14 protein-coding genes are annotated in these 17,922 nt (G+C 42.5%); 12 read left to right on the plus strand and 2 right to left on the minus strand.

Annotation, left to right across the window (positions count from 1 at the left end; genetic code table 11):
• The first annotated feature begins 262 nt into the window (after positions 1–262).
• From DWY37_RS03405 to DWY37_RS03435, 7 genes are all read left to right on the plus strand, one after another.
• Positions 263–826: a TetR/AcrR family transcriptional regulator gene (locus tag DWY37_RS03405; protein ID WP_118177085.1), complete on the plus strand. Its 564-nt coding sequence runs from the start codon at positions 263–265 to the stop codon at positions 824–826.
• A gap of 60 nt (positions 827–886) precedes the next feature.
• Entirely contained in the window at positions 887–3,295 is a 2,409-nt protein-coding gene (locus tag DWY37_RS03410) for a glycoside hydrolase family 2 protein (protein WP_118541849.1), read from the plus strand.
• A 27-nt stretch (positions 3,296–3,322) separates the two neighbouring features.
• Positions 3,323–4,807: a DUF6937 domain-containing protein gene (locus DWY37_RS03415; protein WP_118541847.1), complete on the plus strand. Its 1,485-nt coding sequence runs from the start codon at positions 3,323–3,325 to the stop codon at positions 4,805–4,807.
• Positions 4,804–6,186 carry a glycoside-pentoside-hexuronide (GPH):cation symporter gene (locus DWY37_RS03420; RefSeq protein ID WP_118541845.1) on the plus strand — a complete coding sequence of 461 codons (1,383 nt, stop codon included), beginning with the start codon at positions 4,804–4,806 and terminating at the stop codon, positions 6,184–6,186. The genes DWY37_RS03415 and DWY37_RS03420 overlap by 4 nt, the downstream gene beginning before the upstream one ends.
• A complete protein-coding gene (locus DWY37_RS03425) occupies positions 6,183–8,588 on the plus strand; it encodes an alpha-galactosidase (protein WP_118541843.1) in 2,406 nt (801 codons plus the stop codon). Before DWY37_RS03420 ends, DWY37_RS03425 begins: the two co-directional genes overlap by 4 nt.
• A 62-nt stretch (positions 8,589–8,650) precedes the next feature.
• A complete protein-coding gene (locus DWY37_RS03430; RefSeq protein WP_118541841.1) occupies positions 8,651–9,058 on the plus strand; it encodes a hypothetical protein in 408 nt (135 codons plus the stop codon).
• Positions 9,059–9,072: 14 nt separating this feature from the next.
• Complete coding sequence (locus tag DWY37_RS03435) at positions 9,073–10,449, plus strand: MATE family efflux transporter (protein ID WP_243092084.1); 1,377 nt, start codon at positions 9,073–9,075, stop codon at positions 10,447–10,449.
• Here the strand turns inward: DWY37_RS03435 and DWY37_RS03440 are convergent.
• Complete coding sequence (locus tag DWY37_RS03440; protein WP_118541839.1) at positions 10,442–11,209, minus strand: MerR family transcriptional regulator; 768 nt, start codon at positions 11,207–11,209, stop codon at positions 10,442–10,444. The genes DWY37_RS03435 and DWY37_RS03440 overlap by 8 nt on opposite strands.
• A gap of 647 nt (positions 11,210–11,856) precedes the next feature.
• On the opposite strand from DWY37_RS03440, the gene DWY37_RS03450 reads away from it, so the two are divergent.
• The 4 genes from DWY37_RS03450 (at position 11,857) to spoIIID (ending at position 15,497) form a co-directional block, all read left to right on the plus strand.
• Positions 11,857–13,635, plus strand: coding sequence for a hypothetical protein (locus DWY37_RS03450; RefSeq protein ID WP_147403573.1), 1,779 nt, complete (start codon positions 11,857–11,859; stop codon positions 13,633–13,635).
• 475 nt (positions 13,636–14,110) lie between these two features.
• On the plus strand, positions 14,111–14,788 hold the full coding sequence (locus DWY37_RS03455) for a hypothetical protein (RefSeq protein ID WP_117699396.1): 678 nt from the start codon (positions 14,111–14,113) through the stop codon (positions 14,786–14,788).
• On the plus strand, positions 14,785–15,045 hold the full coding sequence (locus DWY37_RS03460) for a hypothetical protein (protein ID WP_147403574.1): 261 nt from the start codon (positions 14,785–14,787) through the stop codon (positions 15,043–15,045). The genes DWY37_RS03455 and DWY37_RS03460 overlap by 4 nt, the downstream gene beginning before the upstream one ends.
• Before the next feature lie 191 nt (positions 15,046–15,236).
• The gene (gene spoIIID, locus DWY37_RS03465) at positions 15,237–15,497 is read left to right on the plus strand and encodes a sporulation transcriptional regulator SpoIIID (protein ID WP_022242357.1); all 261 of its coding nucleotides are present in this window, start codon (positions 15,237–15,239) and stop codon (positions 15,495–15,497) included.
• Here spoIIID and DWY37_RS03470 read toward each other — a convergent pair.
• Positions 15,479–16,054 (minus strand): putative ABC transporter permease, encoded by a 576-nt coding sequence (locus DWY37_RS03470; protein WP_118542424.1) that lies wholly within the window; start codon positions 16,052–16,054, stop codon positions 15,479–15,481. The two genes, spoIIID and DWY37_RS03470, sit on opposite strands and share 19 nt — an antisense overlap.
• A gap of 162 nt (positions 16,055–16,216) precedes the next feature.
• On the opposite strand from DWY37_RS03470, the gene guaA reads away from it, so the two are divergent.
• On the plus strand, positions 16,217–17,791 hold the full coding sequence (gene guaA / locus DWY37_RS03475; protein ID WP_118542422.1) for a glutamine-hydrolyzing GMP synthase: 1,575 nt from the start codon (positions 16,217–16,219) through the stop codon (positions 17,789–17,791).
• Positions 17,792–17,922 lie beyond the last annotated feature (131 nt).

The raw sequence follows: 17,922 nt of genomic DNA on the forward strand, positions 1-17,922 counted from the left end.
TCTTTGTTTTAAGGTATCTGGCTCTTTTACTAATATTTGAGTGTTAAGACATCAGGATGGGGGCAAAATGAAGTAAGTTATGTTGTAATTGAAAAAATATAAATGGTATTTTGCATAGTTGAAATTCCCTTCTCGTCAAAATACACAAATTCAGGAAACCAATTTTGGTAATTCAGTTTCTTGTAACGGAAATCCCAAGGTGTTACAATTAAGGAAACCGAAAAACAAAAAATGGTTTCCACAGAGAACAGGGGTAGTGAAAATGGAATTGAGAGAGAAAATATTGCAGGGCACGATGCAGGCATTTAACCAGAAGGGATTGAAATTTACCATGGATGATATCGCCCGCATTCTTGGTATCAGCAAGAAAACAATTTATCAGGTATTTGCAGATAAAGAGGCGTTATTTCTTGCCATGGTGGATTATCTGTTTGACTGCATCAAGGAAAGTGAACGGGAAGTTATGGCAGACGAAAGCCTTGGCACTTTAGAAAAAATACGGAAAATCCTAGGGGTAATGCCGGAGAGCTATAAGGAAATCGATTTCCGGCAGATGTATTTATTAAAAGATAAATTTCCGGAAATTTATCATCAGGTGGAACTTCGGTTAGAGACCGGCTGGGAGACCACCATTGCGTTATTGGAACAGGGCATGGAGGAAGGCGTAATCCGCCGCATCAACATACCGGTTTTAAAGATGATGCTGGAAGCCTCCCTGGAACAGTTCTTCCAAAGAGACATCCTGATTCAGAGTAAACTTTCCTATGGTGAGGCATTAGAGGAAGTAGTGGATATTCTGGTGGATGGAATTAACACGAGACAATAGACATGTGCGAATAGAGATGCATGAATAGAAATACACCAGCAGAAAGAGCGAGGAAAAGGTATGAGAGAAAAATACTATTTGGACAATGACTGGTATTTCAGTGAGAAATGGGAAGCGGCGCAGGGCAATGCAGAATATGACGAAGCAGCGATGCAGAGTGTACGGATTCCCCATACGGTAAAGGAACTGCCCTTTCACTATTTTGATGAGCATGCGTATCAGATGGTAAGCGGCTATCGCAGACACCTTTTGGCGAAGAAAGAGTGGGAAGGAAAAGTGGTACGGCTGACCTTTGAGGGAGTTGCCCATGACAGTGAAGTCTATGTAAATGGAAAGAAAGCAGGCGCACACCACTGCGGATATACGGCATTTACCATTGATATTTCAGCACAGCTTCACTATGGGGAAGATAATATCATTGCGGTGCGGGTGGACAGCAATGAGAATCTGAATGTTCCGCCCTTTGGATTTGTCATTGATTATATGACCTACGGTGGAATTTACCGGGATGTTTATCTTGAGATAAATGAGGAAAGCTATCTTGCAGATGTATTTTTAAAACCACAGGTGGAGCTGGAGACAAAGAAGGGAACACTGCTATCAGAAATTACGCTGGCAGGAAACGAAGAAAACCTGTTGCTGCGGCAGTACATCCGGAAAAAAGGTGAAGAGGAATACCGGCTGATTGGAGAGGAAACGCTTGCTGAAATTCCTGCACAGGAGGGAAAGAAAACACTTGTATTTCCGGCAGGAATTGTATCTCTATGGGAAGTAGAGAATCCGGCGTTATATGAAGTAAAGACCCAGCTTGTAACCGGAAATAATATAATCGATGAGACCGTAACGACGGTGGGATTCCGCCAGGCAGTATTCCAAAAAGATGGCTTTTACTTAAATGGACGGAAGCTTAAAATCCGGGGTTTGAACCGTCACCAGAGCTATCCATATGTGGGTTATGCCATGCCGGCTTCCATACAGCGGATGGATGCGGAAGTATTAAAGAAAGAGTTAGGGCTGAATGCAGTGCGGACATCCCATTATCCGCAGTCCCAGGAATTTATAAACCGGTGCGATGAGCTTGGGCTTATGGTATTTACCGAGATTCCGGGCTGGCAGCATATCGGTGATGAAGCGTGGAAAGCACAGGCGGTGGAAAATGTAAAAGACATGGTGATGCAGTACCGCAACCATCCATCCATTATTCTCTGGGGTGTGAGGATTAATGAATCACAGGATGATGATGAATTTTACCGCCGCACCAATGCAATGGCACATAAGTTGGATGATACCAGACAGACCGGTGGTGTGCGGGCGCATAAAAAGAGCAGTCTTTTAGAGGATGTATATACCTATAATGATTTTGTGCACAATGGTCTGAACAAAGGCTGTGAGCATAAGAAATATGTGACATCCGATGTAGAAAAACCGTATCTTATCACGGAATATAACGGACATATGTATTCCACCAAATCCTTCGACTGGGAAGAACATCGCATGTGGCATGCTCTCCGCCACGCCAATGTACTGGATGCAGTAGCAGGAGAAGAGGATATTGCCGGAAGCTTCGGATGGTGTATGGCAGATTATAATACACATAAAGATTTCGGTAGTGGAGACAGAATTTGCTATCACGGAGTCTTAGACATGTTCCGTAATCCGAAAATGGCGGCAGATGTGTATGCCTGCCAGCAGGAAGAAAGACCGGTATTAGCCTTAAGTTCAACGATGGATATTGGAGAACATCCAGCCTGCAACCGGGGCGAGACTTATATTTTTACCAATGCAGACAGTGTTAAAATGTACAAAAATGACCGGTTTACAAAGGAATATAAGAAAACGGATTCTCCATATAAGAATCTGAAACATGGTCCGGTTCCAATTGATGATTACATTGGAAATGCCATCGAAGAGGGAGAGGATTTCGCACCGAAACAGGCTGCAATGGTAAAAGAAGTTTTGAATCTGGCGGCACGCTATGGCATGAATCATCTGCCGAAAAGAGCATATTATCTGGCAGCAAAACTGATGCTTTTTTATCATATGAAGATGGAGGATGCGGTTGCACTTTATAACAGGTATGTCGGGGACTGGGGCGGACAATCCGTGGAATATAAGTTAGAAGCCATAAAGGATGGTAAGGTGGTCAAAACTTTAGTAAGAGAACCGGTACAGAAGGTGCAGTATCAGATTACGGTCAGCAGTCAGAAATTAAAAGAAACGCATACCTATGATGTGGCTGCGGTAAGAATACAGGCAGTGGATGAAAATGGAAATCTGTTACCATATTTTCAGGAGCCGGTGCAGCTAAAATGTGAAGGAGCATTAGAACTCATCGGACCGGACATCATCAGCCTGCAGGGCGGTATGGGTGGCACTTATGTAAAGACCATAGGAAAGACCGGAAGCGGAAAACTTATGATAAGCAGCCGCCAGGTAGGAACCAGAGAAATTACATTTGAAATAGAATAAGGGAGTATAACGATAAGGAGGGTATCTATGAAGGAGAAATCAAGGGAAATCTTCGGAAACAAAATGCCGCAGAAGGTGTACCGGAAGGCGGTAAAGAGTAAGAAGAAATTTCAAAAGAAATTTGGGGATGACAGTAAGACAGATTATCCGGTAGTGTTAAAAGAAAATGCACATATCGGTGATGCACTTGGCGTTGTGGATGTGCTGCTGCCAGAGCAGAAAGAGGCTTCAAAACTGGAATTTGACAAAGAAAAAGGCATTATCGTAGGAAATATCCGTATGGGTTTTGGACATTACCGTATTTCCATGGCAATCGCATCAGCAGCAAAATCCATGGGTTATATCCCATACTGGATGGACTTGAATTCCTATAAGCAGACGACCTGCACCAAAGTAATCGGCGCACAGAATGATTTGTATTCTCTGGGTTCTAGACTTTCCGGTAAGAGTAAGCTCTTTAATAAACTGGTGTGGGAGCCAATGAACTATGAGGGATTCCGGAAGCTTTCCTATAATGCCTCCGACCAGAAAAATGCAGAGCTTATGGCTCCGGTTTACCGGAATGTACCAAAGGAAATTCCGGTGGTAGCAACCCATGTGTGGCCGGCACAGGCAGCTATACATGCCGGCATGAAATATGTAGTCAATGCGATTCCGGATAACTGGCCGATGGCATTGCATTTATCCGAAGGAAGCCTTCATACGGTGCAGACTCATTATGCGTATCAGGGTTATCGGATTTTAAATGGCATGCAGGGAAAAGATGTCTTAAATCCAATGCCGGAAAAAGACCTTGTATACACGGGACATTATATTGACCATGAGCTGGTAAGCAACATTGAAGCTGACTGTGAAGCAAGAATCCAAAGAAAGCATGAGAAGAAACCGATGCGTTTTCTTTTGACCATCGGCGGAGCAGGAGCCCAGAGAGAAATTTTTGCAGCTATTATCAAATATCTGCTGCCGGCAATCCGGGAAGGCAAGGCAGCACTTTATGTCAATGTAGGAGATTACCGGAATGTCTGGGAAGAATTATTACAGGAAATTCCGGAACTAAAAAATGCAGCAACGGAGCATTTTGATGACTGGGAGAATACAAAGCAGTTTGCCGAAGCTGCACTGGATGGGGAAGTAATCGGAGTCCATGGCTTCTACCATAAGAATATTTTCGAAGCAGTGTACTGCACGAATCTTTTGATGCGAAGCTGTGATGTGTTGGTGACAAAGCCAAGCGAACTGGCATTTTATCCGGTGCCGAAGCTCTTTATCAAAAGAGTGGGTGGTCATGAACAGTGGGGTGCCATCCATTCCGCAGAGATTGGGGACGGTACCCTGGAATGCCGTGATATTCCACATACCTTGCAGATGTTGGAATTATTCCAAAGCTCAGCCCATCTGCTTACCGATATGTGTGAAGCAATTATGGAAAATAAGAAACAGGGGATTTACGATGGCGCATACAGGGTAGTGGAACTGGCAATGGGCTTACGAAAAGGAGGAGAAGGACAATGAGATTAACAACAAAAGAAAAAGTAGCATATGGCCTTGGTGCAGTTGGCAAAGACATGGTATACATGCTTTCTGCAAGTTACATTTTATATTACTATCAGGATATTTTGAATGTCAGTGCCATTGCGATGGGAATTATCCTGATGGCAGCAAGAGTATTTGATGCATTTAATGATCCGGTTATGGGAATTATCGTAGCCAAGACGAGAACCCGCTGGGGTAAGTTCCGTCCGTGGCTTCTGATTGGAACCATAACCAATGCAGTAATCTTATATCTGATGTTTGCGGCACCACCTGCATTAGATGGCAGCGGACTGGTTGCCTATGCGGCGGTAATCTATGTGTTATGGGGCGTTACCTATACCATGATGGATATTCCATTCTGGTCTATGATTCCGGCATTTACCGAAGGCGGCAAAGAAAGAGAGGGACTTTCTACCCTTGCCCGTTCCTGTGCAGGCGTGGGCTCCGCACTGATTACGATTATCACGGTAAAATGTGTGGTTTTATTAGGTCAGGGCAATGAACGTGCCGGTTTCAAATGGTTTGCATTAATCATTGCAGTGTTATTTGTGATTTTTATCACCATTACCTGTATGAGCATCAAAGAAAAATCCACCGTAAATGTGGACTCTCCGTCAGTGGGACAGATGTTTAAGGCATTGTTACAGAATGACCAGGCAATGACCGTTGTTATTACGATAGTGCTGATTAACTGCTCTCTTTATATTACTTCAAACCTTTTGATTTATTTTTTCAAATATGATTTTGGCGGGGACGCGTGGTATAACAGCTATACTTTATTCAATACCTTTGGTGGTGGAATCCAGATTATTTCCATGATGATATTCTTCCCACTGCTGCGTAAATTCTTAAGTGTCTTGAAGGTATTTTATGTAAGCTTTGTTATGGCAATCGCAGGTTATGGTGTATTATTTATACTGACACTGACAAATATGTCAAACTTATTGTTGCTATTTATTCCGTCATTCTTTATCTTTACAGCCTTTGGAATGCTGACGGTACTTACCACCGTATTTCTTGCAAATACCGTAGACTATGGCGAACTGAAAAATAACCGGAGAGATGAGAGCGTTATCTTTTCCATGCAGACCTTTGTGGTAAAACTGGCATCCGGAGTAGCTGCACTGGCAGCTTCCATCTGCTTAAATCTCTGCCACTTAAGTAATGATACTGCAGAAACAGCAGCCGCAGCTGCTGCGTCCGGCAGCTCCCTTTTAGGACTCCGCATGACGATGGCAGGAATTCCGATTATCGGCTTACTGATTGCAGTGCTGGTATTCCGTAAGAAATTTATCCTGACAGAAGAAAAAGTGCAGGAAATCACAGAGCAGATTAAAGGGAAGGAAAATTATCGATGATTCGTAAGGAAAAGGATTATTTTATTCTGGATACCGACCATACCACCTATTGCTTCCGGGTACTTCCTACCGGACAACTGGAACATCTTTATTATGGCAGAAAGCTTCATATCGAGGACGAAGCAGATATGCAGCCGCTGGTGGAAAAGCATGTCTTTGCACCGGGTAATGTGAATCTGTATAACGAAGAGCAGAAAGCATATTCCTTAGAGGATATGCGCCTTGAAATGTCCTCCTATGGAAAAGGAGATATAAGAGAGCCTTTTGTGGAAGTGGTGAATGCCAATGGAAGCAATACGATAGATTTTGTATACAGGGAAGCAGAGATAACCAAAGGTAAGGAAGCCTTTGCGGAACTGCCGGGTTCCTATGGCAGCGAAGAGGAAGTGGAGCAGCTTTGTATCCGGCTTGCGGACGAAGGAAATGAGCTGGCACTGGAATTGTATTATTATGTCTATCCATCCTGTGACATCATCAGCCGCAGTGCGAAATTCTATAATAACGGAAAGAAAGCTGTGCAGTTGAAACGGCTGATGAGCCTGCAGCTTGACTTTGATGGGCATGATTATGCATTTACTACATTTCATGGAGCCTGGGCAAGAGAAATGAAGCGGAGTGATATGCCGGTAATAGCAGGAAAATTAGTAAATGCTTCCTATACCGGAACCACCTCCAGCCGGGCCAATTCCTTTGTGATGCTAAGCCGGCCGAAGACTACAGAGGATGCCGGGGAATGCTTTGGTTTTCACCTTATCTATTCCGGTAATCACTATGAAGCAACAGAAGTAAACAGCTTTGGCAAAATGCGTCTGGTGACAGGAATCAATCCACAGGCATTTTCCTATGAAGTGGTGCCGGAAGAAAGCTTTCAGGCACCGGAGGCAGTGATGGCATATGCAGAAAACGGATTTAACCAGATGAGCCAGAGGCTGCATCATTTTATCCGGGAGCATATTATCCGTGGAACCTGGCAGAAGAAGGAGCGGCCGATACTGCTTAACAGTTGGGAGGCTTCCTATTTTGACATCAGTGAGAAGAAGTTACTGAAGCTGGCAAAGGAAGCAAAAGAAGTTGGCATAGAATTATTTGTAATGGATGACGGCTGGTTTGGCGAGCGGATGGATGACAGCAGTTCCTTAGGAGACTGGGAAGCAAATACGAAGAAACTGCCGGGCGGTCTTAAGGGCTTATCTGATAAGATTCATGGACTGGGACTGCAGTTTGGAATCTGGGTGGAGCCGGAAATGGTCAATGTGAAAAGCAAACTTTATGTGGCTCATCCGGACTGGACGATTGAGATTCCGGGGCAGCCTCATTCGGAAGGAAGAAACCAGCGGATTTTAGATTTGGGAAGAAGAGAAGTACAGGATTATATTATTGAGAGCATGAGCAAAGTCTTTTCTTCAGCGGACATTTCCTATGTGAAATGGGACATGAACCGGACCTTCAGTGATTATTATTCCACAGCACTTCCACCGGAACGGCAGGGAGAAGTGGCACACCGTTATGTGTTAGGATTATACCGGTGTATGAAGGAACTGACGGAACGGTTTCCGGAGATTTTATTTGAAGGCTGTGCGGCAGGCGGCAACCGTTTTGACCTTGGAATCTTATGTTATTTTCCGCAGATCTGGGGCAGTGATGATACGGATGCATTGTGTCGGGCGGAGATAGAAGAAAATTATAGTTACGGTTATCCGTTGTCGGCGGTCAGCGCTCATGTGTCCGCCTGCCCGAATCACCAGACGCTGCGGAATACGCCATTAGAGACAAGATTTCAGGTGGCATGCTTTGGAAGCTTCGGCTATGAATGCAACCTCTGCGATATGAAAAAAGAAGAAAAGGAAGCCATGAAGGAGCAGATTGCATTATATAAGAAATGGCGGAAGGTGTTGCAGCAGGGAACCTTTTACCGGGGCAGAAGCTTTTATGACGGAACACAGAGTGGAATGGGCGGCAGCGTTTTAGCGGATGAAGCCGGTAATCAGATGGAATGGACCTGCGTATCAGAAGATGGCACGAAGGCAGTGGGTATGCTGATGCAGAAATTGGTGGTGCCGAATATGCAGCAGCAGACCTATTATCCGAAGGGATTGCTGCCGGATGTCCGTTACCATTTCTACAACCGGAAATTAAAATATAATATCAAAGAATTCGGTGATCTGGTAAATACGGTTTCGCCGGTTCATATCAAACAGGATTCCCTGACCCATCAGGTGCTTTCGAAATTGGTAAAAATGGATGGCGAGACGGAAGACTTCCATGCATATGGAGATACCTTAATGTATGGCGGCGTTCATGTCAGTCCGGCATTTGGCGGAACCGGATACAATGATAAGGTAAGGCACTACCCGGATTTTGCATCCCGCTTATATTTTATGGATGGAGAAGTAAAAAAGTAGGGAGACAGAAGTCCATGTTTGTGCTAAGATGAACATATCCATAAACACAAACAGGAGCGGATATGAAGAATAAATCAAAGTTAAAGAAAATAAGAGAAAAGAAAGCAGGCACAGCCACCGTTACCAAAGAGTGGCTTTATATGAATCCAAATTCCATCATAGTAGCAGAGATTGAAGCTGCATTAGAGGGAATGGATGGCATCGAAACAGAAATCTGGAAAGAGGCGGGAGTATTAGAGGTGGAGGTTCCGGAGCATCATTCCATGGATATCGAGGAGATTGCAGTTGATTTAAAGGATGAATATGCCAATGCTTATTTAAAAGAGCATGACATTCATGCTCTTTTTGCTGTCACAATTGACACAGAAAACTATGCATTTATGCAAAAAATCATGCAGAAAATCATCGCCGGTGCAGGAGGCTTCTTCTGCGGTGATACAGAGGATTTTACACCGGTAGTAAAAGAGTAAGAAGTGAAATAAAAATGCGAAAGATAAGATTATATGATGCAACGAAATTAGACCGGGAACATATGATGTTTTCCAATAAGCAACTTATTACGCTGCTTCTGCCGATTATGGTAGAGCAGCTTTTGAATTCCTTTATGGGAATGGCGGATACCATGATGGTAAGCAATGTGGGAAGTGCGGCAATCTCTGCGGTATCACTGGTGGATTCCATCAATGTACTGGTCATACAGGTATTTACGGCATTAGGAGCAGGAGCAGCAATTATCTGTTCCCAGTATCTTGGAAGGGGAGACAGGGAGTCCAGCAATGAGGCTGCAAGACAGGTAACTTTAAGCGTACTGACGATTTCTACGGTATTGTCTATATTCTGTATTATATTTCGTGGACCACTGCTGCATCTGATTTTTGGCCAGGTAGAAGAGGCTGTTATGGATAATTCCATGATTTACTTCCTGCTGACTGCAATTTCATTTCCGTTCATTGCACTTTTTGATGCCGGTGGAGCTTTTTACCGGGCAGCAGGAAACAGTCGTTTTCCAATGATGATTTCTGTCCTTTCCAATGGACTCAACATTGCCGGAAATGCAGTGCTTATCTTTGGATTTCAGATGGGGGTGGAAGGAGCAGCCCTTTCTACATTATTTTCCAGAATCTTTTGTGCAGTAGTCATTTTCTGGAATCTGCGGAAACCGGATCAGGTGATTGTGGTAAATCATTATCTTAAGATCCGTCCCAATTTCCCATTGATTGGAAAAATTCTTTCTATCGGAATTCCATCCGGAATTGAAAACGGAATGTTCCAGTTCGGAAAGCTGGCAATCCAGTCCAGCGTATCAACCCTTGGAACGGCAGCCATTGCCGCGCAGGCAATGACTATTATACTGGAAAATTTAAATGGAATCGGAGCCATTGGAATCGGAATCGGACTGATGACAGTAGTAGGACAATGTATTGGAGCCGGAAAAGTGGAAGAGGCGCGTTATTATATGGTGAAACTCTGCGGCTATGCAGAAATTGTTATTCTGATTTCCTGTGCAGTGGTATTTTTATTGACAAAGCCGGTTACATTTTTAGCTGGAATGGAAGCAGAAAGTGCCTCCCTCTGCATGGAAATGATAATAGCAATTACGATTGTAAAACCGATTGTATGGGTGCTGGCATTTATCCCGGCTTATGGCATGCGTGCCGCCGGAGATGTGAAATTCTCCATGATTTTATCCAGCCTTACCATGTGGTTCTGCCGTGTGGCACTGTGTGTATATCTGATCCGCAGCTGTGGTTTCGGACCAATGGCGGTGTGGATTGGCATGTTTGCCGATTGGACGCTTCGTGCTATCACATTCAGCGTCCGGTATCTAAGCGGCAGGTGGAGCCGGATACATGTCATTTAGAACATGCTAGCGGAAGCAGTACCTGGGTAATAAATTTACTTTTGTCTTTATGCTGTGGCGGTCCCTCTAAATAGCAGTGGCGGAAGATGCCAACCGGTGTAAGCTTTTGCTCTCTGGCATAGGAAAGAAGGATATCATGAACTGCTGGCAATTCTTCATACGCTCCATGATGATAGAGGCAGACTGCTTTCTGGGCAGGGAGATTTAAGATGTGCTCACCCTTGCTTCCTGCCGGGACAACAGCAAAAAAGGACATATCCTTTGCATCCGTAATGGGAGCTTCCGTAAAATAAATCTGCCCGGTATGTGCCGGCCCATAGTTCTGCAGTGCTTCCAAGGCAACCTCTCTTAACAAATTCGTCTTTTCTGCGATGCTGTCACTTTCCGTTTTGCGGCAGTACACCGTCTGTGGTGGAATTGTAATGATTTCCATTGATTCAAATCCCTGATTGATTCTTTCGTATAAGGCTTTGATATTGGCATTTAATTCATCCCGCAAAGCTTCCAGCCTTCGAACCATGGATAAAAGGTCGTTGGAGTTGTCAAAGTAGCCATGGATTTCATCCAGTGACAGGCCAAGATTCTGCAGCGAGCGGATGGTTCGAATCTTCGTCAGTGTATCAATGGTATAGTAACGATTGCCGGATGGGTCTTCTTTTACGTCCGGAAAAACCAGTCCATGAGCTTCATAATTTAAAATAATTCTTCTTGTGATGCCCACAAAGTCTGCGGCATCTCCAATTGAAAACAGTTCTTTCAAAATTTTTCCCCCTTTTTATTTATTCGGTGATTGTGAAAAGAATGGATTTAGAAATTTTGAAGAAATAAAGTCGGCTGCATCACTTCAAAACACCGTAGTTCTAAAATATATGTTTTGCTTTTCTCTATGAAAGCCAGTCTTTCCAATGTTTGACAGTCTGCACCGGTTGTCCGCCTGCATACAGATACATAAACAAGCCTGTTAGGAGGTCTTGGCATTCTGTTATGCAACCGGCAATGCAGGCACAGGGATGTGCCTGCAAGGCGCAGTTGAATATGGATATGAATTTGCGCCGGTTGCCGGAATCATAAACTTATTTGCCAGAATGCCTAGACCTCCTTACGGGTTTGTGAAAGTATCTGTAGCAGACGGACAACCGGGCAGCCGGTCAAAGCAACGGAAAGACAGCTTACAAACAAGCAAAACATACATTTAAGAACTGCTGGTGTTTTGAGGCAAACCAGCCGGTCTTTATTTCACACAAAATTTTCATATCATATATTTTTTCACAATTACTGACAAAATTTGTAAAATGATTGCATCGTACATTGATGTACGGTGTAAAATAACAGTGTAATTGTAACACAGCATTGAGAGTGTGAAAAGTGAAAAGTGAAAAAAGGTAATTTAAGAAGGGAAGGATGTACATGAAACAAAAGAAGAGTTTATTTTCCTTGTTACTTGCGTTGATGATGATGGCAGGTCTTATGCAGGGGATGACAGTTGAGACAAAGGCAGCTACAAATTCGGTTCAGGCAGGACCATTTACGTTGTCAAGGGATTCGGGGACGCTTGTAGAAGGAGTCGATTATACCTATGTAAAATATGGATCTGGAAATAGAAATTCGCTTACCATTTTGACGGATGACATTACGATTGCAATGGATGAAAACGCAGAACCTACATCAGATATTATTGAGCTGGGAGAATTTAATAACCCCCCACTTGACAGTTTTTCTAAGGTAACATTTTCAAATTTAAAAATGAAATCTTATTATAATAATATATACAGTAATGTAGACCATATTCATATTACATTGGTTGGAAGCAATGAACTGGTCAGCATAAAAAGAGACTCTGAAACTTATGGTAGTTTTGCAATTTTTGGACATGGAAGTGTAAGCATTGAGAATAGTCCAAACGGTTCTCTTTATGCAACTGCAGATGGACTCGGCTGGGGTGCCATTTCTGTATCAGAAGGATATGGAAAAAGTGATGCATGCATTACAGTTGGAGATGCCATGTCAATGAAAAGTTCTACAGCTATGATGGCAGATATTTCGGAATTGACAGATACACCGAAGACATGGACAAATTGTATTGCAGTTAATAACAATGAGGACTATAGAGAGCGAGGATTTGCCAAAACACTCCTGATTGGTATGTGGAAGCACAGTCACACATGGAGTTATGCAGTGGATGAAGGCAAAGATGGAAGCCGTATTCTTGCAGCCTGCAGCGGCTTGGGAGATTGTGATGAGAAGGATGCATCTTTATGGTTATCCTTATCAGCTGAGAATACAGACTATGATGGAACAGCAAAAGCTGCCAATATAACAACATCCGAAGACTGGAAGAGACTTAATCTTCCGGTTCCGGAAATCGTATATTATCTGAGTGGAACAGACACAAAGACCAACAGTGACAACAGTGGAGCAGAAGCCGTTGGAGGTGCACCAAAGTTACCGGGCAGTTATAAGGCACAGATTACAGTTGGAACAGATACGAAAGCAACAAAAGAATTTACAATTACATGCAAGCATGGTGAATGGGTGGAAACAGTATCAGATTCCTATCTGAAAACAGCAGCAACCTGTACGGCACCGGCAGTTTACTACAAATCCTGTAAGCTGTGTGGGGCAAAGGGAACAGAGACATTTACCAGCGGAAATCCATTAGGACATGATTTTAGTAACAACGCAGAAACCTGCAGAAGAGAAGGCTGTAACGAGAAGAATCCAGATTATAAACCGGCAACACCTGTTATTATTGAAGGTGCCGGTGGAGAATGGACAAGGGAAAGTGGTGCAACGCTTCGTTTCCGCAGTGACGCCGGTATCAGCAGCTTCCTTCGTGTAGAAGTGGATGGTGTCGTAGTAGATGCGAAAAATTATACGGTAACAGAAGGCTCTACCATTGTTACTTTCACAGCAGAATACTTAGAAAGCCTTGCTACCGGAAAGCATACGGTTGCGATTGTGTCCTCTATCAGTGGGGAAGAAAAGAAAGCAACCGCCGAATTTACCGTTGCGAAGAAAGCTGATACAACAAATGGAAGTAATAATGCAACTGCAGACCAGACCACAGCACAGAAAACAAAAGTATTGAAAACAGGTGATGAATCACCGATTGGATATCTGCTTGCACTCTTGGCATTATGCGGAGCGGCAGTAGTATTCACAGGGAAAAAGGGTTATTTGAAATAGAATATAGATGAAAATTAAGATGCATATAAGGGATGATAGATATAATCTGGAATCTTTTATATGCATCTTTTTATGAAAAAATAAATTTGAAAATACAATACTATAGATAATTATGTTGACGAATTAAACCATTTGTGTTATATATTAAAAAGTAGAAAACCATACTATATGTTATTTGAATACATCATAAAAGATTAATTTTTATAATTAGTGTTATTGGCTTAGAGACATCTTGATTAGTTCAATTCTGATACTGATTAGATATTAAAAGTTTATTTTAGTACCTAATCAGTATCAGAAAGAGTTATCATGAACAGTTAAGGTGTTATTTTTGTACCTAAATATGTGATAGTTTTGCTTGCTCTTTTCTGACTGAGGAAAGGAGGAAGCTTTTTTGTTATTAAGAGATAGTAATAGTAGAAAAAATGCAGGAGCAAATCGGAGACTAATTTAAAAAGTTAAGGAGAAACAAATAATGAGCAATCAAATTCAAAATTTAGGAGACTATAACAAAGTAAGAATTGATTTACAGAAAGCAGGTGGGAGTAGAGAAAAATTATATCAAAGTATTGGAAAGGCAGAAGTAGAAAAAGCAATTTCTGTATGGAAAGAAAAAACGCTATTGGTGGCTGCCTTGGGAGGTGTTATAGGGATGATAGTTGGCATTAGGTATTGTAGGAAAAATGAAGTGAAAGAGAGTGAAGCACAAAATTCTTGTATAAAAAAATTTCAAGAAGTGATAGAAGAGGAGGTTTTGAATAGTTCCAGCTATAAGGCGAAAAATCATAAGGAAATTGGTTTAGTATGTGAAAGACGAAACGAAATAACGGAGGAAGAAAAGAAATTATTATTCAAATTGAATAAAGGAAATTTTGATGGTATGGTAGGTGATAGAGTAGTTACAGCTAGAGGCTCGGCTGTTTTTGTAATGATACAGAATGGTATGCCGATATGTTATGAACGAGGACCGGCTATAAATTTTTTTAATGGCAAAGAGCGTGAACGTCAAGAAGGAAAATTACTTGTTCTAAAAAAATGGGAGACTAATAGTGAAAAAATAGAATTTCTTAGATCATTGGGATGGTTGATAAATGATAAAGAAGCAAAAAAGTACAGCAAAAAATGGAATAGTGAAAGTGAGGAAGAAAAATGATGAGATTAACAAAAAAGAATCGAAAAAAATTATTGGAACAAAATGATGGCTTTTCTAAAACCACCAATTATGATTCGAGAAATAGTAGATATGAAAGAGAATATCATATATCTGATGGAAAACTATATATTCAAGAAAACGGAGAAACATCTTGGGCAGATAGTAGATATGATAGATCTTGGTTTGCTTCGGATGAAGAAGAACATAGATTTCTATATAAATATTTAGAAGAATTGGATAAAGAAGAGCTAGATTAAGGAGAGTAAAAAAAGAGCGAAAGTTTTACTAATATTACTTGGCAGTGTAATATATGAATTTAGCTATATGAAAAATCGGAAAGAGAACGGCTAGTTTGCTGGTAATATTTGCCTTGGACTGTGTAAAAAGCCATACATAAAAGCAAATCCTCTGCATACAATGTAAAAACAAGTATTGCAGGGGATTTTCTTTGAAAAGCTATATAGAAGAAAGAGCCGTAGAAATAGCCAAATACATTATAGATAACAATGCGACAGTGCGTCAGACCGCAAAGCAGTTTGGAATCAGTAAGAGCACGGTACATAAGGACGTAACAGAGCGCTTGTCCCAGGTGAATCCAACCCTGGCGCGGGAAGCAAGGAAAGTACTGGATGTCAATAAGTCAGAGCGTCATATCCGTGGGGGACTGGCAACGAGAGAAAAATATCTTCATCAGCATGTGACAGGTTGATATGTTTGAAACAAAGAAAACGTAATATTGTGCCCGGCGTTGGGAAAAATCAGTGCGGCGGCACAATCAAAAAGAAATGCCAGTATCAGCAGCGTAAGAAAAATGCGTTGCAGTGGTACTGGCATTTTTTTCCATAAATGAGATGCAATCCGTGCAAACACGCAGACCCAGAGCACACCTGCAATGCCAAATCCCAATGCAGAATAAAGACAGATATAACCGCCAAGTTGCAGTGGATAATCGTGATAATCCCAGTAACGCAGGTGGAAAACTTGGGCGAGGAACCATCCGATAAAAAGTTCTACGAAAGAGCCGAGAAGCACTGCAAGAAAAAAGACTTTGACCGGATGCTTCTGAAAGCGTCTTAAAATAAGCAGCATCAGGACAGCCCCCACACCATAGACCGGAAGCCATGGACCATAGAGAAAGCCACGGTTACAGAAAACCCCATCCTGTACATAAAAAAGCAGCACTTCCCACAGGTATCCAAGGAATGCTCCCAGAAAGAAAAAGAAAATATATTGTGTGATTGATTTTATAAGATAATCTTTACGCATACAGGGAGTATTTCCATATAATAAAGAATTATGTGCTGCCCTAAATAACAACTCAGAATATCTTGCGAAAACAAAATAGGGCTTGTCTTTCCAGGGTGGCTCAACTATAATAAAATTTAGACGCTGGGCGAGTCTCAGCAAAAATTAGGAGGAAAAACGTCCATGGATAAGGAAAAAGTTATTGTCATTGATTTTGGCGGACAGTACAACCAGCTGGTTGCAAGACGTGTCCGTGAATGCAATGTATATTGTGAAATATATTCTTACCGCACGGATATCGAGACAATCAAAGCGATGAACCCAAAGGGAATTATCCTGACCGGAGGTCCAAATAGTTGTTATGAGGCAGATTCACCAACTTACAGCAAAGAGCTTTTTGAACTTGGTATTCCGGTTTTAGGACTTTGCTATGGCGCACAGCTCATGATGCATGTGTTGGGCGGCAAGGTAGAAAAAGCACCGGTTCGCGAATATGGTAAGACAGAAGTAATGGTAGATAAGAATTCACCATTATTCCAGAATGTAGAAGAAAAGACCATTTGCTGGATGAGCCATTTTGATTATATTTCAAAGACAGCACCTGGTTTTGAAATCGTAGCACATACTGCAGATTGCCCGGTGGCAGCCGCAGAAAACCGTGAAAAAAATCTCTATGCCATCCAGTTTCACCCGGAGGTACTCCATACCAAAGAGGGAACCAAGATGCTCCACAACTTCGTGCGTGGTGTCTGTGGCTGTGCCGGAACATGGAGAATGGATTCCTTTGTGGAAAATACCATCAAGGAAATCCGTGAAAAAGTCGGCAACGGAAGAGTTCTTCTGGCATTGTCCGGCGGAGTGGATTCTTCTGTGGCAGCAGGTCTTTTATCCAGAGCAATCGGAAAGCAGCTTACCTGCGTATTTGTTGACCATGGCCTTCTTCGTAAAGACGAGGGAGATGAAGTGGAAAATGTATTCGGATCGAATGGTCAGTTTGACTTAAACTTCATCCGTGTAAATGCCCAGGAGCGTTACTATAACAAGCTTGCCGGAGTAACAGAGCCGGAAGCAAAACGTAAAATTATCGGTGAAGAATTTATCCGTGTCTTTGAAGAAGAAGCAAAGAAAATCGGAGCCGTTGATTTCCTGGCACAGGGAACCATTTATCCAGATGTGGTAGAAAGTGGTCTTGGCGGAGAATCCGCTGTCATCAAATCCCACCATAACGTAGGTGGTCTTCCGGAATATGTTGATTTCAAGGAAATCATCGAGCCATTGCGTAACCTCTTCAAAGATGAGGTTCGTAAAGCCGGTCTTGAGCTTGGAATTCCGGAGCATCTGGTATTCCGTCAGCCATTCCCGGGCCCGGGTCTTGGTATCCGAATCATCGGTGAAGTCAATGCTGAGAAAGTCCGCATCGTACAGGATGCCGATGCCATCTACCGGGAAGAAGTGGACAAGGCAGTAGCTGCTTACAAGAAAGAAAATGGCGAAGCTCCATCCTGGATGCCGAACCAGTATTTCGCAGCCCTGACCAATATGCGTTCCGTTGGAGTAATGGGCGACGAGAGAACCTACGACTACGCAGTTGCACTGCGTGCCGTAAATACCGTCGATTTCATGACCGCCGAAAGCGCAGAGATTCCATTTGCAGTACTGCAAACAGTAATGAGCCGAATCATCAACGAGGTACGCGGGGTAAACCGTGTATTCTATGATCTGACGAGTAAGCCACCTGGAACGATTGAGTTTGAATAACGGACATTTGAGCCACGAATCCTTATTTTACTGGGATTGTGGCTCTTTTGTTTTGTTCCGTGATGTTAATGTGATGTTAAGAATGATGTGCCATTACTTTTCCTACTTCAAATGGACATTATTCTGATGAT

It is taken from the genome of Roseburia sp. AF25-13LB (assembly GCF_003478915.1).
GTDB classification, from domain to species: domain Bacteria; phylum Bacillota; class Clostridia; order Lachnospirales; family Lachnospiraceae; genus Roseburia_C; species Roseburia_C amylophila.